Source organism: Cupriavidus sp. GW823-FHT07A04, from assembly GCF_058794615.1.
Genome location: NZ_JBXAHA010000011.1, coordinates 247760 through 267503 on the forward strand (window position 1 = coordinate 247760; position 19744 = coordinate 267503).

15 protein-coding genes, 1 tRNA gene and 1 pseudogene are annotated in these 19744 nt (G+C 65.9%); 11 read left to right on the forward strand and 6 right to left on the reverse strand.

The window, feature by feature from the left end; genetic code table 11:
* Positions 1-140 precede the first annotated feature (140 nt).
* Positions 141-1322, forward strand: coding sequence for a pyridoxal phosphate-dependent aminotransferase (locus tag AC1Q7Q_RS20695; RefSeq protein ID WP_477135379.1), 1182 nt, complete (start codon positions 141-143; stop codon positions 1320-1322).
* A gap of 87 nt (positions 1323-1409) precedes the next feature.
* Here AC1Q7Q_RS20695 and AC1Q7Q_RS20700 read toward each other — a convergent pair whose 3' ends face one another.
* A complete protein-coding gene (locus AC1Q7Q_RS20700) occupies positions 1410-2477 on the reverse strand; it encodes a lytic transglycosylase domain-containing protein (protein ID WP_492373301.1) in 1068 nt (355 codons plus the stop codon).
* A gap of 632 nt (positions 2478-3109) precedes the next feature.
* On the opposite strand from AC1Q7Q_RS20700, the gene ubiD reads away from it, so the two are divergent.
* Positions 3110-4639 (forward strand): 4-hydroxy-3-polyprenylbenzoate decarboxylase, encoded by a 1530-nt coding sequence (gene ubiD, locus AC1Q7Q_RS20705; protein ID WP_492373300.1) that lies wholly within the window; start codon positions 3110-3112, stop codon positions 4637-4639.
* Positions 4640-4721: 82 nt separating this feature from the next.
* Complete coding sequence (locus AC1Q7Q_RS20710) at positions 4722-6758, forward strand: acetoacetate--CoA ligase (protein ID WP_492373299.1); 2037 nt, start codon at positions 4722-4724, stop codon at positions 6756-6758.
* A gap of 67 nt (positions 6759-6825) precedes the next feature.
* Here AC1Q7Q_RS20710 and AC1Q7Q_RS20715 read toward each other — a convergent pair whose 3' ends face one another.
* Positions 6826-7482, reverse strand: a complete 657-nt coding sequence (locus tag AC1Q7Q_RS20715) for a glutathione S-transferase family protein (protein WP_416049381.1) — start codon at positions 7480-7482, stop codon at positions 6826-6828.
* A gap of 502 nt (positions 7483-7984) precedes the next feature.
* Here AC1Q7Q_RS20715 and AC1Q7Q_RS20720 point away from each other — a divergent pair.
* Positions 7985-9199: a polyhydroxyalkanoate depolymerase gene (locus AC1Q7Q_RS20720; protein ID WP_492373298.1), complete on the forward strand. Its 1215-nt coding sequence runs from the start codon at positions 7985-7987 to the stop codon at positions 9197-9199.
* A 45-nt stretch (positions 9200-9244) separates the two neighbouring features.
* On the opposite strand, the gene AC1Q7Q_RS20725 is transcribed toward AC1Q7Q_RS20720, so the two are convergent.
* Positions 9245-9730, reverse strand: coding sequence for a cupin domain-containing protein (locus AC1Q7Q_RS20725; protein ID WP_492373297.1), 486 nt, complete (start codon positions 9728-9730; stop codon positions 9245-9247).
* Between the two features lie 273 nt (positions 9731-10003).
* Here AC1Q7Q_RS20725 and AC1Q7Q_RS20730 point away from each other — a divergent pair, with 273 nt between their 5' ends.
* From AC1Q7Q_RS20730 to trmB, 4 genes and pseudogenes are all read left to right on the forward strand, one after another.
* Positions 10004-10921: an aldose epimerase family protein gene (locus AC1Q7Q_RS20730; protein WP_492373323.1), complete on the forward strand. Its 918-nt coding sequence runs from the start codon at positions 10004-10006 to the stop codon at positions 10919-10921.
* A gap of 27 nt (positions 10922-10948) precedes the next feature.
* Positions 10949-11124 (forward strand): annotated as a pseudogene (locus AC1Q7Q_RS20735) (methyl-accepting chemotaxis protein); the annotation flags it as partial.
* Between the two features lie 269 nt (positions 11125-11393).
* Positions 11394-11468 (forward strand) — tRNA-Gly (locus tag AC1Q7Q_RS20740).
* A gap of 75 nt (positions 11469-11543) precedes the next feature.
* Positions 11544-12311, forward strand: a complete 768-nt coding sequence (gene trmB, locus AC1Q7Q_RS20745) for a tRNA (guanosine(46)-N7)-methyltransferase TrmB (RefSeq protein WP_492373296.1) — start codon at positions 11544-11546, stop codon at positions 12309-12311.
* Positions 12312-12420: 109 nt separating this feature from the next.
* On the opposite strand, the gene AC1Q7Q_RS20750 is transcribed toward trmB, so the two are convergent.
* The 3 genes from AC1Q7Q_RS20750 to AC1Q7Q_RS20760 form a co-directional block, all read right to left on the reverse strand.
* Positions 12421-13302 carry an undecaprenyl-diphosphate phosphatase gene (locus tag AC1Q7Q_RS20750; protein WP_492373295.1) on the reverse strand — a complete coding sequence of 294 codons (882 nt, stop codon included), beginning with the start codon at positions 13300-13302 and terminating at the stop codon, positions 12421-12423.
* A gap of 191 nt (positions 13303-13493) precedes the next feature.
* Entirely contained in the window at positions 13494-14054 is a 561-nt protein-coding gene (locus AC1Q7Q_RS20755; RefSeq protein WP_492373294.1) for a DUF1439 domain-containing protein, read from the reverse strand.
* A 19-nt stretch (positions 14055-14073) separates the two neighbouring features.
* Entirely contained in the window at positions 14074-14358 is a 285-nt protein-coding gene (locus AC1Q7Q_RS20760) for a YkgJ family cysteine cluster protein (protein WP_492373293.1), read from the reverse strand.
* A gap of 168 nt (positions 14359-14526) precedes the next feature.
* Here AC1Q7Q_RS20760 and AC1Q7Q_RS20765 point away from each other — a divergent pair, with 168 nt between their 5' ends.
* The 3 genes from AC1Q7Q_RS20765 to AC1Q7Q_RS20775 are packed head-to-tail and all read left to right on the forward strand — an operon-like array spanning position 14527 to position 19667.
* Positions 14527-15318, forward strand: a complete 792-nt coding sequence (locus AC1Q7Q_RS20765; protein ID WP_492373292.1) for a TetR/AcrR family transcriptional regulator — start codon at positions 14527-14529, stop codon at positions 15316-15318.
* Positions 15315-16448, forward strand: coding sequence for an efflux RND transporter periplasmic adaptor subunit (locus AC1Q7Q_RS20770; RefSeq protein ID WP_492373291.1), 1134 nt, complete (start codon positions 15315-15317; stop codon positions 16446-16448). The genes AC1Q7Q_RS20765 and AC1Q7Q_RS20770 overlap by 4 nt, the downstream gene beginning before the upstream one ends.
* A 12-nt stretch (positions 16449-16460) precedes the next feature.
* On the forward strand, positions 16461-19667 hold the full coding sequence (locus tag AC1Q7Q_RS20775) for an efflux RND transporter permease subunit (RefSeq protein WP_492373290.1): 3207 nt from the start codon (positions 16461-16463) through the stop codon (positions 19665-19667).
* The last annotated feature ends 77 nt before the right edge of the window (positions 19668-19744 follow it).

Consider the following 19744-nt stretch of genomic DNA (forward strand, 5'->3'; position numbering starts at 1 on the left):
ACGGTGCCATGCTTGCCGTACCGACACCCGCTCCGGCGGGTGTTTTTACTTCTACCGCGGCCAACACCCGACTAACGGCAGCTTAACTGCAGCCTAACCCCCATCAACCCGCCTATCAGGCCCACCAAGCCTATCCCGCCATGGATCTGCAGCGCCTCGCCACTGCCTCCCGTCTTGCCAATATCGATGCCTTCCACGTGATGGAGCTGGCCAAGCAGGCCGCCGAACTCGAGCGTGCCGGGCGCCACATCATCCACATGGGGATCGGCGAGCCCGATTTCACCGCCGCCGAACCCGTGGTGCGGGCCGCCGAGGCCGCCATGCGCCGCGGCGTCACCCAGTACACCAGCGCGCTGGGCATCGCGCCGCTGCGCGAGGCCATCGCCGGCTATTACAAGACCATGTACGGGATCGACATCCCTGCGCGCCGCGTGGTGGTGACCGCCGGCGCCTCGGCCGCGTTGCTGCTGGCCTGCGCCGTGCTGGTGGAGATTGGCGCGGAGGTGCTGATGCCTGACCCCAGCTACCCCTGCAACCGGCATTTTGTTGCCGCCTTCGACGGCCGCGCGAAGATGATCCCGAGCGGCCCGGCCCAGCGCTTCCAGCTCACGGCGGAGCAGGTGGAGACACATTGGGGCGAGCAGACCCGCGGCGTGCTGCTGGCGTCGCCCTCCAACCCCACCGGCACCTCAATCCTGCCGGACGAACTGGCGCGCATCCTGAAGGCCGTGCGGGCCCGCCAGGGCTTTGCCATCGTCGACGAGATCTACCAGGGGCTGTCGTACGATGCACCGCCGGTATCGGCGCTGAGCCTCGACGACGACGTGATCACCGTCAACAGCTTCTCCAAGTACTTCAATATGACCGGCTGGCGCCTGGGCTGGCTCGTGGTCCCGGACGAACTGGTAGGCGCCTTCGAGAAAGTGGCGCAGAACCTGTTCATCTGCGCGTCAGCCGTCGCCCAGCACGCCGCGCTGGCCTGCTTCTCCCCCGAGGCGCTGGCGATCTACGACGCGCGCAAGGCGGAATTCCACCGTCGCCGCGATGCCATCGTGCCGGCGCTGGAGTCGCTGGGCCTGCGGGTGCCGGTCAAGCCGGATGGCGCCTTCTATGTGTATGCGGACTGCCGTGGCGTCAACCACCCGTCCGCCGGCGATGCCGATGCCTTGACCCAGGCCATGCTGCACGATGCCGGCGTGGTGCTGGTGCCGGGCCAGGACTTCGGTCCATACACGGCGAGCGACTACATCCGGATCTCCTACGCAACCTCGATGGAAAACATCGAGGAAGCCATGGCGCGCCTGGGCAAGTTCTTCGCCTGAACGCCAGCCAGAGCCGTCAGGCAACGAAAAAAAGCACCCCGGAGGGTGCTTTTTTTCTGCGCTGCCCGAGATACGAGGATCCCGCGATCAGGCGCTTTTCGGGACGTTGCCTGCCGCTTCCAGCTTGTCGCCGGCCGTGCCGTGACGATGCTCGGCCTGTGCCTTGGCATCCGCCGCCACTTCCGGCTTGGCCGACACCGGCTCAGCCGCGACGCTGCGCACGCCAGGCAGTTGGCGCAGGCGGGCACGCTCTGCCAACACCTTCGCGCCATATCCGCCATCGGTGTTGGTGGTCGCCGCACCCACGTAATACTTCAGGCCGCCTTCCAGCGAACCGGCGCGGGCGATGCAGTCCTTGAGCACCAGCGCACCGATCTTGATGTTGGCGTACGGGTTCAGCGCGGCTGCCACGCCGCCCACGGCCTCGTACTTGTCCTGATGGACCTTGGTCATCACCTGCATCAGGCCCTGCGCGCCCACGCCGCTCTCCGCGTACGGATTGAAGCTGGACTCGATCGCGATCACGCCCAGGATCAGCAGCGGATCGATGCCGACCTCGCGCCCCGTCAGGTATGCGGCCTTCACCAGTTGCGCGGTGGCCTGCGCCGCCACGCGATACTTGCGCGCGATGTACTCAGCCACCACGGCCTGCTCACGCGCGCTGCCCAGCGTGGCCGGGTTACGTGCATCCAGCGCCACGCGCTGTGCCGGGATCTGCGCGGCCAGGTGAGCCACGGAGGGCACCTTGCCGGCGGGCTGCTGGCCCCAGTCGTCCGTACCGGACACGGTCGGCAATCCTGCCGGCTTGGACTGCGCCATCGCCAGGCCCAGCTTGGCCGCGGCCACATCGGCCGTGGAGGCTGGCACCGCCGCTTCCATCAATACCGCAGGCGCTTCCTCGCCAGCCAGCGCACCGGCCAGGGCCGTACGCCATTCCTGGCTGACAGATAGCGATACCGCGGCGACTACAGACACAACCCCGAGACTGTTCAGGGCATATTTCAACGTTGCGCGGCCACTGCGTAAAGCGCGGCCAGCGACCGGATGTGCAAGGCGGACCTGCAATGCCCGACTCACTCCGGGTACCGGGTGTCTGAAACGGACCTGCAATGCCCGCCCGACTCCGGGAAGATGAAGGGTTTTCCAACCACTCATACTTACCTCCATCCGCTGTCCGCTTCGTGCCACGCTGCTGCGCCGCACGCCCGTTGACCGCGTATTCAAGTAAGGATGCCGCGCCGCCCAGCAAAGACGTCCAGCACCTGTTGGTGGGCGCTCCCCATGCGCCCAACGAGAAACAGGGTAGGCTCTTGGGGGAGCCTGCCCTGCCGCGAACTACTCAAAGCACCCGGCCACGGCCGGGGCGATCGATCGAATCCGTCCTGCTCAGACGCATCCGCTCATATGATCAGATATGGATAATTCCCCACTAATCCCCTTGACAGGGCAGAAGAAAATGTGCTGCACCGCAACACTCCAACGAGCAGAACCGGATTGTAGGAACCCTTTTATACATCGTCAAGAATAACGTTTCGAATAAACAAAGCTTTTGGTTATATGTAACAAGGGTCTTTGACGCACTTCCGTGCCCCCTCCATTGGGTGAAACTCAGTACTGGCAAAGCATGGAGGCCTTCCTTGCCCACCGAGGCGGAGTCAAAAAATTTACAATTTGGACATACAAATTGGGACGATTTTTTTGTGCCCCATCATATTAATGTGAATATTGCATCACACACCTTGCATGGACAGGTGCGCTAACGTGCCTGCGCCTCAATCGAATAAATCATGAAATACAACGACTTGCGCGATTTCCTGGGCCAACTGGAAGGCCTTGGCGAACTGAAACGGATCGGTGCGCCTGTGTCGCCCAACCTCGAAATGACCGAGATTTGCGACAGGCTGTTGAGAGCGGGCGGGCCGGCAGTCGTGTTCGAAAACCCGAGCGATCCCCATCGGCCTGGTCAGACTTATAGCGTGCCCGTACTGGCCAATCTGTTCGGCACGACACGCAGAGTAGCCCTCGGCATGGGTGCCGAAAGCCTGACCGACCTGCGCGACATCGGCCGCGTTCTGTCGGCGCTCAAAGAGCCTGAGCCGCCCCGTGGCTTGCGCGAAGCCGGCAAGCTGTTCACCCTCGTTAAATCGGTGTGGGACATGGCGCCCAAGCGCGTCAACAGCCCAGCCTGCCAAGAGGTGCTGTGGGAAGGCAACGACGTGGACCTGGCGCGCCTGCCGATCCAGACGTGCTGGCCGGAAGACGCGGCGCCGCTGATCACCTGGGGCCTGGTGATCACCAAGGGTCCGCACAAGAAGCGCCAGAACCTTGGCATCTACCGCCAGCAGGTGATCAGCCGCAACCAGGTCATCATGCGCTGGCTGGCGCATCGCGGCGGCGCGCTGGATTTCCGCGAGCACGCGCTGGCCAACCCCGGCAAGCCGTTCCCGATCGCGGTGGCGCTGGGCGCGGACCCCGCCACCATCCTCGGCGCCGTCACCCCGGTGCCCGACACCTTGTCGGAGTACCAGTTCGCGGGCCTGCTGCGCGGCAGCCGCACCGCGCTAGCCGGCTGCATCACGCCGACGCTGTCCGAGCTGAGCGTGCCGGCCTCGGCCGAGATCGTGCTGGAAGGCCACATCCAGCCCGACCCGGATCACCCGTCCGGCTACCAGCATGCGCTGGAAGGCCCGTACGGCGACCACACCGGCTATTACAACGAGCAGGACTGGTTCCCCGTCTTCACCATCGACCGCATCACCATGCGGCGCGATCCGATCTACCACTCCACCTATACCGGCAAGCCGCCCGATGAACCTGCGGTGCTTGGCGTGGCGCTCAATGAAGTGTTCGTGCCGCTGCTGCAAAAGCAGTTCCCGGAGATCACCGACTTCTATCTGCCGCCGGAGGGCTGCAGCTACCGCATGGCCGTGGTGCGCATGAAGAAGCAGTACGCCGGCCACGCCAAGCGCGTGATGTTCGGCGTCTGGAGCTTCCTGCGCCAGTTCATGTATACGAAGTTCATCGTGGTGGTGGACGACGATGTCGACGTGCGCGACTGGAAGGAAGTGATCTGGGCCATCACCACCCGCGTCGATCCCGCGCGCGACACCGTGCTGGTGGAAAACACGCCGATCGACTACCTCGACTTTGCCTCGCCGGTGTCGGGGCTGGGCTCGAAGATGGGCATCGATGCCACCGACAAATGGCCCGGCGAGACCACCCGCGAATGGGGTCGTCCGATCCAGATGGATGCCGCGGTCAAAGCCCGGGTCGACGGCATGTGGGACGCCTTGTTCGAGGCCCGCGCCAAAGCGTGATGGCGGCCAGCATGTAAGATCACACCAAAACCGCATCGCAACCCATCCGCACGTCCGCGCGAGACGGACCCGAGGAGGAGACATGACTACCCTTGAAGAAGGGCAACTGAGATGGACGCCGTCACAGGCGTTCCGCGACGGCAGCCGCATTGCGCACTTCATGCGCTGGCTGGAGAGCGAGCGTGGCCTCGCCTTTGCCGACTACGCCGCGCTGTGGCAATGGTCGGTGACCGACCTGGAAGCCTTCTGGGACGCCATCCGCGCCTATTTCGACCTGCGCTTCGATAGCCCTGCCGAGCGCGTGCTCGGCAGCGCGCAGATGCCCGGCGCGCGCTGGTTCGAAGGCGCCAGCCTGAACTACGTGCAGCAAGTGTTCCGCCATGCCGGCAGCGGCGCCGCGCGCCAGCGCACGGCCATCCGCTACGCCGGCGAATCCATCGCGGTCACCGACCTGAGCTGGGATGTGCTGGAGCAGCAGGTTGCCTCGCTGGCCCATGCCTTGCGCGGCATGGGCGTGGCGCGCGGCGATCGCGTGGCAGGCTACCTGCCGAACATCCCCGCCACGGTCGTCGCCTTCCTGGCCACCGCCAGCCTTGGCGCAATCTGGTCGGGCTGCGCGCCCGACATGGGCCAGGTGGCGGTGAGCGACCGTTTCCGCCAGATCGAACCCAAGGTGCTGATCGCCGTCGATGGCTACCGCTATGGCGGCAAGGCCTACGATCGGGCGCCAGTGCTGGCGGACCTGGCCGCCGCCCTGCCCTCGCTCACCGACCTGCTACTGGTGCCGGGCGAGCACACTGATGCACATGCCGCCCCCAACGCCATCCCGCTTCCCGCCAACGTACGCCGCCATGCCTGGCAGGCGGTGCTGGCGCATCGCGTACCGCTGGCGATTGAATCCGTGCCATTCGACCACCCGCTGTGGATCGTCTACTCCTCCGGCACCACCGGCATGCCCAAGCCCATCGTGCACGGCCACGGCGGCATCGTCATCGAGCAGCTCAAGCTGATGGCGTTTCACAACAACCTCGGGCCGGACGACGTCTTCCACTGGTACAGCAGCAGCGGCTGGATCATGTGGAACGCGCAGATCGCGGGGCTGCTGCTGGGCAGCACCATCGCGCTCTACGACGGCAATCCAGCCTGGCCAGACGCCGGCGTGCTGTGGCGCTTCGTGGATGCCGCGCGCGTCACCGCCTTTGGCGCTGGCGCGGCGTTCTTCACGGCCGGCATGAAGGCCGGGATCGAGCCTGCGCGCGTGGCCGACCTTTCCCGGCTGCGCGCGCTCGGCTCGACCGGCTCGCCGCTGCCAGCCGAGGCCTATGACTGGATCTACCGCCACGTGGGCGCGGACATCTGGCTTGCGCCGATGAGCGGCGGCACCGACTTCGCCGGCTCGTTCGTGGCAGGCTGCCCGATCCTGCCGGTCTACTCGGGCGAGATGCAGTGCCGCTGCCTGGGTGCGAAAGTCGAAGCCTTCGACGAAGCGGGCAATGCGCTGGTGGGTAAGGTGGGCGAGCTGGTCTGCACGGCGCCGATGCCGTCGATGCCGCTGTTCCTATGGGGCGACACGAACGGGCAGCGTTACCGCGACAGCTACTTCGATACCTATCCCGGCGTGTGGCGCCACGGCGACTGGATCAAGATCACCGCGCACGGCGGCGCCATCATCTACGGCCGCTCGGACGCGACCATCAACCGGCACGGCATCCGCATGGGCACCAGCGAGCTGTACCGCGTGGTGGAGGACCTGCCGGAAGTGCTCGACAGCATGGTGGTGGACCTCGAATACCTGGGACGCGACTCGTATATGCCGCTGTTCGTGGTGCTGCGCGACGGCATGGTGCTGGACGATGCATTGCGCGACACCATGCGCGCACGCATCCGCAGCGCGCTGTCTTCACGCCATGTGCCCAACGAGATCCTGCAGGTGCCCGGCGTGCCGCGCACGCTGTCGGGCAAGAAGATGGAAGTGCCCATCAAGAAGCTGCTGCTGGGCCACGCGCCCGACAAGATCGCCAACCGCGACGCCATGGCCAACCCGGAAGCGCTGGACTGGTATTTCGCCTACGCCGAGCGATTTATCGCGGCGCGCGCCAGCGAGTCCGCGGCGGTGTGAAAGGAGAAAGTGCGCACCGCAACCTTGAACGCCGCGGCGCGCCCTCTTCTTTCTCCTGGCAAGAAGGTCAGAACTCCACTTCGAGTTCGCTGATTTCGTCGGGTTCCTTCTTCGCCGCGGCGATCCATTCCTGCAACTCCGGCATGGCCAGGATCTGCTTGCAGTACTCCACCGGCGCCGGATCCAGCATCACGCCGTAGGTCACGAAGCGCGTCACCACCGGCGCGTACATCGCATCGGCCATGGTGCGCGTTTCGCCAAACAGATAGGGGCCGCCGTATTGCGTCAGGCACTCGGTCCAGATCTGCGCGATGCGATCGATATCGGCCTGCGCGCGCGACCACACCTTGAAGCCAGGAAAGTGCCCCTTCAAGTTCATGGGCAACGCCGCGCGCATGGCAGCAAAGCCCGAATGCATCTCGCCGCAGATGGCGCGGCAATGCGCGCGTGCGGCACGGTCATCGGGCAACAGGCCGGCCTTCGGGCGGACCTCGTTGAGATACTCGGCGATAGCCAGCGTGTCCCACACGGTCACGCCCTGGTGCAGCAGGCGGGGAACGAGAATCGAGGGCGACAGCAGCAGGATTTCCGCGCGCGCCGCGGCGTCATCGGGGGGCACCAGCACCTCCTCGAATTCCAGTCCCGCGAAGCGCACCAGCAGCCAGCCGCGCAGAGACCACGATGAATACGTTTTACTGCTGATGGTGAGTGTCGTCCTTGCCATCCCGCCTCCTTGCCACCTGGAAAAGCCGTTGCACGGCGGGCGAACCCCGTCGTCTGTGTGCCAGCAGACGGTGCGCCCGTGTCTCTCGCTGCAGTGTCGCGCTATGCGTTGTGTGCTTTGTGTTCGCTGCTTCTACTATGAATTTGTACTACATCATGGCGGGGACATAGTTTCTGATTGCGCTTACCTTGCTCTTGCCTTGATGTGGCGCAGAGGCCTGCGCCGCAGCCGAAAAAAGCCTGCATCAGGCGCGCCGTTTCGCGGCTAAAAATCCTGCGGCCACGGCGGCACCGGCACGGTGCGCCGCGCAGCACCAGCATGAGGCAGATGTACTGGCGAAGATCCGCGTGCGCAGTTCGCGCGCGCCGTTTGCGCCGCATACGAACCAGAACAGGTCACCCCGTTCCGCCATACGGGCAGGCCCGCAAGCCTCATGCCAACACGATTCGCCGTGGCACGCATATTGCGGCTGATGAGGTCAACGCATAAAAGGGGGCGAGCCATGCTGTATCAGGTGTACCAGACTTATGCGGATCTCATGCAGCCCGCCTGCAGCCTGGCCGACATGGTGTCGAACACGCTAGCAGAAAATCCGCGCCTGGCAGGATGCGAGCCGATGCTTGCCACGCGCGCGGCCTGCGAGGTGCTCGCACTAAGCCGCCTGACGCACCATCGCCCGCCGTTCGCCATCGACAGCGTCATGGTGAACGGCACACCGGTACAGGTTACGGAGGAAGTAACCGCGAGCACGCCGTTCTGCTCGCTGTTGCACTTTCGCAAGCACGGTGTCTCCGGCCACCCGCGCGTGCTGCTGGTGGCGCCGATGTCGGGCCACTTTGCCACGTTGCTGCGCGGCACCGTGCAGACCATGCTGCGCGATCATGATGTCTACATCACCGACTGGCACAACCCGCGCGACATCTCGCTGGCGCACGGCCGCTTTGGCTTTGACGAGTACGTCTACCATCTGATCGATTTCCTGCACGTGCTGGGCGGCGGCACGCACCTGATGGCGGTGTGCCAGCCGACCGTGGCGGCGCTCGCCGCCGTGGCGTTGATGGCGGAAGATAGCGATCCGGCGCAGCCGCCGAGCCTGATCCTGATGGCCGGCCCCATCGACGCGCGCATCAACCCGACCAAGGTCAATGAGCTCGCCACCAGCCAGCCCATCGAATGGTTCGAGCGCTCGCTCACCAGCTACGTGCCGCTTCGCTTTGCCGGCGCGATGCGCCGCGTCTACCCCGGCTTCATGCAGCTGATCGCCTTCATGAGCATGAACAGCGAGCGCCACCAGCAGGCTTTCCGCGACCTCTACGATCTGCGTGCCAGCGGCCAGCATGATCGCGCGGATGCGATCCAGGTGTTCTACGAGGAATACTTCGCCACCATGGACCTGAGCGCGGAGTTCTATCTCGAAACCGTGAGCATGGTGTTCCAGGAATTCCTGCTGGCGCAGGGCCTGCTGGACGTAGGCGGGCGCCGCGTGAACCCGCACGCGATCCACCGCACGGCGCTGCTCACGGTGGAGGGCGAGCGCGACGATATCTGCGCCATCGGGCAGACCATGGCCGCGCAGGAACTGTGCGGCAGCCTGCGGCCCTATATGCGCATGCACCACGTGCAAACCGGCGTGGGGCATTACGGCGTCTTCAATGGCAAGCGCTGGGATTCGCAGGTCTATCCGCTAGTGCGCAATGCCGTCCATATGAACGCGTGAGGTTGAACGCATAAGGCCGCGCGGCGCGGCCAGGTAGCCAGGTGTCTAGGCAGCGGTCTGGTCCGCCGGCCACGGCGTCACCGCCGGCACCGCGCACGGACCCTCGACCTCGACGGTGCCAAAATCCGCCGGCCCCACGATCTCCAGGTACTCCATGTCCGGCGAGTAGTCGAACAGAAAATGCGTGATGCCGGGGCGCTGGTGCACACAATCGCCAGTCGCCACCAGTGTCTCCTTGTCCTCGTACATGAAGCGCGCCCAGCCCTTGAGCATCAGTACCACATGGAACTGCGCCTCGTGCCGGTGCCAGCCGGTGCCTTGCTCGGGCGGCTGGTTGGCCTTGACCAGTTGCACCAGCAGCTTGCCGCCGGTGGCCTCGGCAATGCCCAGGTCGCGATACAGGAAGAAATCGCGCAAACCCTGGTCGACGAAGGCAGTGTCTTGCGGGCGCACGTGGGAGAACTTCGTGGGAGAGGCATCCGTGGCGGCATCGCCGGCGGACGCGCTGGACTTGCTGAGGGACTCGGCCATGACAAGCTCCTTTCGCTGAGGGAAACGCTCTGCGCTGCGACGCAACATTCACGCCAGCGACCGCGTGCCCACGCAGCGCCGAAAGCGGCAAGAACCGGTCCGAATGTGGCGCACCGATCGCTGCGAAAAGCACATGTCTGATGAACGCCCGACGCCTCTGCACCCGTCCGGGGCGCAGCCGAGCACCGGGCAGGTGCCGCGGCAAGGCACGTTGACGGCTATCATGCAGCGATGCCCACTCCCGCCGCAACTTGCATGCTGCCTCTCAATTCTATGCATTTCCAAGGCCAGGAACTGATCCGGGTCGGAGACGATTCCAGTTTCATGCTGCTCGCCCCGCAGTTCGGCGCCCGCCTGGTGCGCTGGGTGCATCGCGGCGAGGACATCCTTTACTGGCCGGAGAACGCCGACTGGTCCCAACTGGCCCGCGTGCGTGGCGGCAACCCGATACTGTTCCCCTTCATTGCCAGGCACTTCGTCGACAGCGCGCCCGGCGCATGGAAAGACGCCAGTGGCACCGTGCGGACGCTGCCGATCCACGGCTTCGCGCGCGACCTGCCCTTCGCGGTCACGCGGTTTGAGGCGGGACGCAGCCTGACCATGACGCTGCAAGCGTCGGACGCAACGCGCGCGGCCTACCCCTTCGAGTTCCTGTTCGAGGTCACCTACCGGCTGCTCGACGACAACCTCGAAGCCACATTGCGCACGCGCAATACCGGCGAGCAGGCCCTGCCTTACTACGCTGGCCACCACTTCTACTTCCCGCTTGCCCACCAGGCGCGCGCCGCTTCCACGCTGGCCATGCCAGTCGCGCAACGGATGCGCCAGCGCCCCGACGGCTCGCTGGCATCGGACGGCCAAGGCGCCGAGACCTATCAGCTCGACGACCCGCGCCTGCAAGACACCTTTCACGTCCTGCATGCGCAGCCCGCGGCGCCGCGCCACTGCACGCTGGCCACGCCGCCCGATGCCACCGCTGCGCATGGCCGCAAGCTGGTGATCGAGCTGGACGCGCCTGGCAGCACGCCGTGGTTCGCGGTCACCACCTGGTCGGAGCGCGCCGACTCCGACTTCTACTGCGTGGAACCCTGGCTCGGCCTGCCCAACGCCATCCACCACGGCACGGGGCTGCGCTGGCTCGCGCCGGGCCAGGAGGAAGCGGCGGTCTGCCGGCTGCGGGTGGCTCCATAGGGCGCCATCGCGCCTTCAAGTTTCCCCAACATCCTGGCGCTGAAAGCGGCGGTGGAAGCGGCTCGCGCGGGCGAGCAAGGCGCGGTTTCGCCGTGGTCGCCACCGAGGTGCGCTCGCTCGCCCAGCCCAGCGCGGGCGCCACCAAGGAAATCAAGGGCCTGATCGGCGCATCGACCTCGCGCGTGGAATCCGGCGCGGAGCTGCCGCGGCAGCCGGCTCCCTGGAAGAGCAGGCGCGCCGCTTGTCAGCGGCGGTGGCCGTGTTCCGGATCGGCGGGAATGGATCTGGCCAGCCGGATCGGGCCCTGAACGTCGCCGGTGCCACTCCGGTGTTTGGCGGCTAAGGGGCCACGCGGGTCCCGGCGCACCGGTTCCGCCGGTGTGCCGGAGCGCGAGATAATGCACTTTTCATAGGATCCGGCGCCCGCACACCTTGCGCTTGCCGGGGCATCCCGCGTAGAATCGCGCTTCTTGCGGGCGTCGTATAATGGCCATTACCTTAGCTTCCCAAGCTAAAGACGTGGGTTCGATTCCCATCGCCCGCTCCACATCAGATTGAGACGAGCCGCCTTCGCCACTGGTCGCATGCCCGATCAGGATCGCCCGGCGGCTTTTTTGTTGCCATGCTCCCCCAAGACCCCAGTTCCGACCCGACGCCAGCCGACGACGCTGACAACGCGCCCGCCAAGGCTGCCGACGGCAGCGACGTGGCACACCCGCGCCGCATCCGTTCCTTCGTGCGCCGCGCGGGGCGAACCTCCACCGGCCAGCAGCGTGCCATCGATGACCTGGGGCCGCGCTTCATCCTGCCCTACGCACCGCAACCGCTCGACTGGGAGGCCACGTTCGGCCGCGCCGCGCCAGCGATCCTCGAGATCGGGTTCGGCATGGGCGAGACCACCGCGCATATCGCGCAACTGCGCCCTCAGGACAATTTCCTGGGCTGTGAGGTGCATGAACCCGGCGTGGGCGCCCTGCTCAAGCTGCTGGGCGAACGCGAGATCGGCAATGTGCGGATCATGCCGCATGACGCCGTAGAGGTCATCGCGCACATGCTGACGGCATCCTGCCTGGATGGCGTGCATATCTTCTTCCCCGACCCGTGGCACAAGAAGCGCCACAACAAGCGGCGCCTGGTGCAGCCGCCGCTGGTCAAGCTGCTGGCCAACCGCCTGAAGCCGGGCGGCTACCTGCACTGCGCGACCGACTGGGAAGAGTATGCCCACCAGATGGTGGAAGTGCTGTCGGGCGAACCCACCCTGACCAACACCTCGGACGCCGCCGGCGGCTTTGCGCCGCGGCCGGACTACCGCCCGGTGACCAAGTTCGAGCGCCGCGGCGTGCGGCTGGGCCATGGCGTGTGGGACGTGGTGTTCCGCAAGCGGGCCTGAAGGCGAAGGCCGCGCCGCACGCCGTCGCACCATGAAAAAAGCGTGGCCTTGAGCCACGCTTTTTTCATGGTGCGACAGTTGTCGCCGGTACTATCTACCGCTATCGCCTTCAGGCATGCCAGGCGATCAGCCCAGAGTATGCCGTCGCCAGCACAACGACGCCGAAAATGATCCGGTACCAGGCAAACGGCTTGAAGTCATGGGTGGCGACAAAACGCAGCAGCCAGCGCACACACAAGAAGGCGGACAGGAAGGCGAAGACGAAGCCGATGCCGAAGATGCCCAGGTCGTCGGCGGACAGCAGCGCGCGCGACTTATACAGCTCGTAGACGGTGGCGCCGAAGATCACCGGGATCGCCAGGAAGAAGGAGAACTCGGTGGCTACCTGGCGCGACAGCCCGAACAGCATGCCGCCGATGATGGTGGCACCTGAGCGCGAGGTGCCCGGGATCAGCGCGAAACACTGCGCCAGCCCGACCTTGACCGCATCGCGCCAGTTCAGGTCGTCTACCGACTCGATCCGCGGCGCGCCGGCCTTGGCGGCCTCCAGCAGCGCATTGCCCTGCGGGTGCGATACCTGGCCGCGATGGCTTTCCCGCCATTCGGCCCACAGGATCACCACACCGCCGATGATGAATGCGGTGGCCACGGTGATCGGGTTAAACAGGTGAGCCTTGATCCACTTGCCGAATACCAGCGCCAGCACGATCGCCGGCACGGTGGCCACGATCACGTTGATGGCAAAACGCCGGGCCTTTTCATCGGTGGCCAGTCCGCCCACCACGGTGACGATGCGGTGGCGGAACTCCCAGCAAACCGCCAGGATGGCACCGAACTGGATCACGATCTCGAAGATCTTGCCCTTTTCATCATTGAAGTCGAGCAGCTGGCCGGCGAGGATCAGGTGACCTGTGCTGGAGATGGGCAGAAACTCGGTCAGTCCTTCGACGATGCCGAGGATCACAGCTTTCAGGGCGAGGGCAATATCCATGCTGATTGGAATGTGTGGAATGCTGAATGGAAGAGCGAAGGAAAAGCCAAGGACAGGCGAGCAAAAGGGAAACGGGCAACCGTCAGCCCTATGTCATCAGCCACGCGCCAGGCGCCAGGAATCACAACTATCCGCCACGACCATGACACCGCAGTGGCTGCGCAACGTGCATGCCTGGGCGCGGCGCGTCATCAAGGCCGATTGATCTTGACGTTGATCCCGTTGGGCAAAACGGTGATTGTACCGGGTTCGACACTGGTGCCGGCGAGGCGCAGCTCGTCGGGACGGAAGGTATAGAGCGGATAGCCTTGCAGCAACTGCTCCGCAAGGATGCCGCCGAGCGCGTTGAACTGGCGCGTGAGTTGAGGCGGCAGGCCTTTGACGTCGAACTGCTGGACCTGCGGGTCCTGCAGCACCACCGCGCGGCTGGCCGGGTCGTAGCGCAACCCGCTGTCCAGCGCGAAGCGGCCGGTCATCGGCTCGCCGGAGAACAGGCGGTTGTTCACTGTCGCGTCGAACTGCACGTTCACCCGGTTGCGGCTGGGGTCGAGCGTGAGCTGCGGGTTGGCGAGCTGGATGTCGAACAGCTCCATATAGCGCTTGTTGAACGGAAACTTGCGCTCCAGGGCCGATTGCAGCTGGCTCTGCGAGAAGGTGTAGTCGTTGCCCATCATGCCGCAGCCGACGAGTGCCGCGGCCAGCGCGGCGCCGGCGCTTGCTGCCAGCCAGCGCCGGCGATTGATCATGACCATCTGTTTGTTCCTTGCGGGTTCAGGCTGTGCGGCCAGGCGCGGTGGCAACCTCGAGCTGCGTCAGCCAGGCCAGCGCATGCCCGCGGGTTTCGCCGCACATGTCGGCAGAGGGCTTGAGCCCGGCGCAAAATGCCGGCCGCGTGGGCTCGCCAAAAATCGCGCAGCGCCGATCGGGCAGCAACTGCACACAGGGTATGCCGGCCGGCTTGCCATCGGGCATGCCGGGAATCGGCGAGGTGATGGAGGGCGCGGTGCAACAAGCGCCACAATCGGGCCGGCAAGTGAGTTCAGACTGAGGGGACATGGCAATGGTTCAGGCGCGGACAACGCCCGGCAGACCATATTGTGCCCCAAGCCGTACGGCCCTCCCCGCGCTTGACCGCCGGATTGCCCTCCACTACATTACTGACCCAAGAGTTATTTATTAGCAAATCTCGCGGAGCGCCCGCCCGCAGAGGTGCACAGCGCCCCAGTGAAAAACCCGCCAGGCCAGAGCCAGAATCAGGAATCCGCCAACACCAAACGCTGGGCTCGCCGCAAGGCCGCGCGCCCACAGGAACTGGTGGCCGCCGCGCTCGATCTCTTCGTCGAACGCGGCTATGCGGCCACCCGGCTGGAAGATGTCGCCGCCGCGGCGGGCGTGTCCAAGGGCACCGTCTATCTGTACTTTGCTAATAAGGAAGAGCTGTTCAAGACAGTGGTGCGCGAAAACCTGGTGCCGACCCTGACCAGGGGCATCGACCTGGTGGAGAACTACCAGGGCTCGACGCCGGAGTTGCTCAGGGAATTGCTGCGCGGCTGGTGGGGCCTGGTCGGGGCGACGCCGGTGGCCGGCCTGACCAAGCTGATCATGGCCGAATCCAGCCATTTTCCTGACATTGCCCAGTTCTACCACGAGGAAGTGGTGCTGCCGGGCGATGAGTTGTTCGCGCGCGTGCTCAAGCGCGGCGTGGCGCGTGGCGAGTTGCGCGACATGCCGGCCAACCCGACCACAACGCTGATCTGCGCGCCGCTGATGTTCCTGATGCTGTGGCAGCGTGCGTTCAGCGCGTCGTCGCGCATCGAGATCGACCCCGAGGCGTTCCTCGACAACCTGCTCCAGATGTTGCTGTTCGGCCTGACCACCGGCGCGGCGCGCGATACGCCGCTGCCGCCCAAGGTCGGCCCCTACGTCTGGGAACAGATACAACAAGAAGCCCTGGCACAAGCGCAGGGGCAGCAGGCCGCGCGGGAGATCCCTGCGCCGCCGCCGGAGACCGCATGACCCGACGCAAGAAGATCCTGATCGCTGCGATCGCCACCATCGCGGTGGTTGCCGTGCTCAGCGCCGCCGCCGCCGTGCGCAAGGCAAGCAATGGCAAGCCCGGCGCGGGCCCGGCGGCCCCGGCTGCCGCGGTGCAAGACCTGGTGGAGTTCCTGCCATCCGACCTGGTCGAGGCCACCACGCAAGACTTGCGCGTGTCGCTGCCGCTGTCGGGCGGGCTGCGGGCGCTCAATCAGGCCTCGGTCAAGGCCAAGGTCGCGGGCGAGGTACAGCAAGTGCTGGTGCGCGAGGGCGAAGCCGTGCGCGCCGGCCAGGTCATCGTGCGCATCGATGCGACCGAATACCAGGCCAAGGTGGCGCAGGCGCGCGGGCAGATGCTGGCCGCGCGCGGCCAGTATGAGAATTCGAAGCAGACCTTCGAGCGCAACCGCGAGCTGGTGGCCAAGGGCTTTATCTCAAAGACCGCCTTCGACAACTTCCAGAGCAACCTGGACGTGGCGCACGCCAATCTCGACGCCGCCCAGGGCGGCCTTGAAGTCGCGCAGAAAGCGCTCGCCGACACCATCGTCAAATCACCGCTGGATGGCCTGGTAGCCGCGCGCGCGGTGCAGCCGGGCGAGAAGGTCTCGCCCGACACGCGCCTGATCGACGTGGTCGACCTGCGCGCGCTGGAACTCGAGGCGCCGATCCCCATGGCGGATGTGGCTCGCGTTGCCGTCGGCCAGGCCGTGCAGCTCGACGTGGAAGGCAGTGGCCGCTTCGAGGGCAAGCTGGTGCGCATTAACCCGGCGGTAAGCCAGGGCACACGCAGCATCATGGTCTATGTGCGGGTGGACAACCCCGAGGCGCGCCTGCGCGCGGGCATGTTCGCCCAGGGCTCGCTGGTGCTCGGCCACCACGCCGGCGTGGTGGCGGTGCCAGCCACAGCAGTGCGCAACGATGGCGAGCGCGCGTTCGTCTACAGCGTGGAGAATGACGTACTGGCTGAGCGACAGGTCAAGCTTGGCATCCGCGACGATGCGAGCGGGCTGGTGGAAATCACCGGCGGCCTGGCCACCGGCGCCAAGGTGGTGCGCAACAACCTCGGCACCCTGCGCGCGGGCAGCCGCGTCAAGCTGGTCAAGGCGTAGGAGCCCCCGCCCATGTGGTTCACCCGCCTGTCCATCCACAACCCGGTGCTGGCCACCATGATGATGATGGCCTTCATCGTGATCGGCCTGTTCTCGTACCAGCGCCTGCCGGTTGACCAGTTCCCGGACATCACCTTCCCCATCGTCGTGGTGCAGACCGAGTACCCAGGCGCCGCGCCGGAATCGGTGGAATCCGACGTCACCCGCAAGATCGAGGAAATCGTCAACACCATCTCGGGTATCGACGAGATTTTCTCGCACTCCTACCAAGGCACCTCGGTGGTGGTGATCAAGTTCGACCTGTCCGTCGATGTCGGCCAGGCCGCGCAGGACGTGCGCGACAAGATCGCGCTGATCCGCCCGCAGTTCCGCGACGAGGTGAAAGACCCGCGCGTGCTACGCTACGACCCGTCGGACGCACCGGTGTTCTACCTGTCCGTGTCGAACGCGCCTGGGGCCGAGCGCACGCAGCGCGAGCTGACCACCATCGCCGACCAGATCGTGCGCAAGCGGCTGGAGACCGTGCGCGGCGTGGGCGCCATCAGCCTCGTTGGCGGCACCAAGCGCGAAGTGGAGATCCGTATCCGCCCCGCCCAGCTGGAGGCGCTCGGCATCGGCGTGAACCAGGTGATGGACGCCATCCGCAACGAGAACCAGGAACTCCCCGCGGGCGAGCTGCGCTCCACCTCCACCGAAACGGTGGTGCAGATCAAGGGCCGCGTCATCACGCCGGATGCCTTCCGCCACATCATCGTGGCGCGCCGGGCCGGCCAGCCGGTCACGCTGGAGCAGGTGGCCGACGTGCGCGACGGCGAGGAGGAGCAGGAGAGCCTGGCCATGCTGGACGGCAAGCGCGCACTGTTCCTGGCGGTGGTGAAGGCACAGGGCCAGAACACGGTCGACACCGTCGATGGCCTGATCAAGATGACCGATGAAGTGCGCAAGCTGCTGCCCGCGGGCGTGCAGCTCACCGTGGTCAACGACGCCGCACGCGGCATCCGCAGCAGCGTCAAGGAAGTCCGCTCCACGCTGCTCGAAGGCGCCTTCCTGACCGTGGCCATCGTCTTCCTCTTCCTCGGCTCGTGGCGCAGCACGGTCATCACCGGGCTGACCCTGCCGATCGCGCTGATCGGCACGTTCGGCGTGATGTACATGTTTGGCTTCACGCTCAACGTGATCACGCTGATGGCGCTGTCGCTGTGCGTGGGCCTGTTGATCGACGATGCCATCGTGGTGCGCGAGAACATCGTGCGGCACAACCTGATGGGCAAGAACCATCGCACAGCAGCGCTCGACGGCACCAACGAGATCGGGCTGGCGGTGCTGGCCACCACCTTCTCCATCGTGGCGGTGTTCCTGCCGGTGGGCTTCATGGGCGGCATCATCGGCCGCTTCTTCCACCAGTTCGGCGTGACTGTCGTGGCGGCGGTGCTGATCTCCATGTTCGTCTCGTTCACGCTGGACCCGATGCTTTCCTCGGTCTGGCACGACCCCGACCTGCACGGCACCGGCAACAAGAAGAGCCTGTACGGCCGCACCGTGGGCCGCATGCTGGACTGGTTCTCGGCGCGCATGGATGCGCTCGGCCACGGCTATGGCTCGATGCTGGGCTGGGCGCTCAAGCACCGGCTGGCCACCGCCATCATCGCGGCGGTGACATTCTTGGGCAGCTTCGCGCTGGTGCCGCTGATCGGCACGGAATTCGTACCGGCCGCCGACCTGGGCGAAACCCAGGTAGGCTTCACCACGCCAGTGGGCACCTCCCTGGCCGTTACCGAAGCCAAGGTCAGGCAGGTGGAAGCCGCGCTTAAGGCCTTCCCCGAGGTGGCCTACACCTACGCCACCATCAACTCGGGCAATACCTCCGGGCGCAACAACGCGCTGGTGTCGGTGCGCCTGACCGAGCGCCGCGCGCGCAAACTCACCACCAAAGAGCTTAACCCGATGATCCGCGAGCGCATGGCCAGCATCGCCGGCATCACGCTGACCATGGTCGGCATGCCGGATGGCGCCGGCGGGCAAAAGGCGCTGCAGGTGTCGATCCAGGGCGATGACCTGGAAACGCTGCGGCGCCTGTCGCTGGAAGCCAGCCGGCGCATGGCCGCCGTGCGCGGCCTGACCGACCTCGACTCCAGCATGAAGGACGACCGCCCCACCGTGGAAGTGCGCATCCGCCGCGAGCTTGCGTCCGACCTGGGCGTGGGCATCGTGCAGATCGGCAACGCGCTGCGCCCGCTGCTGGCCGGCGACGCCATCAGCTCATGGCGCGCCCCCGACGACCAGAACTACGACGTGCGCGTGCGCCTGCCCAAGGACGCCCGCACCGGCATGGCGGATCTCAGCGCGCTGATGATCGCCGGCAACCAGACCAACACCGACGGCTCGCCGCGCATGGTGCCCCTGCGCCAGATCGCCGAACTGGTGCCGACCACCGGCGCCAACCAGATCAGCCGGCGCGACCTCTCACGCGAAGTGGAGCTGACCGCGAATACCGCCGGGCGCTCGCAAGGCGAGGTGGCACGCGAGGTCAAGGCGGCGCTGGATGGCATGAACTGGCCGGCGGGCTACAAGTACCGCTTCGGCGGCTCCACCAAGTCGATGAACGAGTCGTTCGGCTTCGCGGTGTCGGCGCTGGCGCTGGCGGTGATCTTCATCTACATGATCCTGGCCTCGCAGTTCGCCAGCTTCTTCCAGCCGATCGCCATCATGACTTCGCTGCCGCTCACGCTGGTGGGCGTGTTCGCGGCACTGCTGCTGTTCCGCTCCACGCTCAACATGTTCTCCATCATCGGCTTCATCATGCTGATGGGGCTGGTGACCAAGAACGCCATCCTGCTGGTGGATTTTGCCAACCAGGCCCGGCGCGGCGCCGACGGCCAGCCACCGATGTCGCGCGAGGCCGCGCTGGTTGCCGCTGCCCGGGTGCGGCTACGGCCAATCCTGATGACCACGCTGGCCATGATCTTCGGCATGGTGCCGCTGGCCTTCAGCCTGGGTGAAGGCGCCGAGCAACGCGCACCAATGGGCCAGACGGTGATCGGCGGCATCATCACCTCGTCGATCCTGACCCTGGTGGTGGTCCCGGTGATCTATACGTACCTCGACGACTTCAGCGCGTGGCTGGGCCGCAAGTGGCGCGGCAAGCAAGCTCAGGCGGCTTCCGCCACCGCGCCGGCAGCCGACGACACGGCGGCGCACAAGCCAGCAAGCGCGGAATGAGGCAAGCCAGCCCGGAATGCCTCAGCCAAGGCCGGACTGCGGCATGGAGGCCACAACTTGGGCGACGCGCTTGGGCA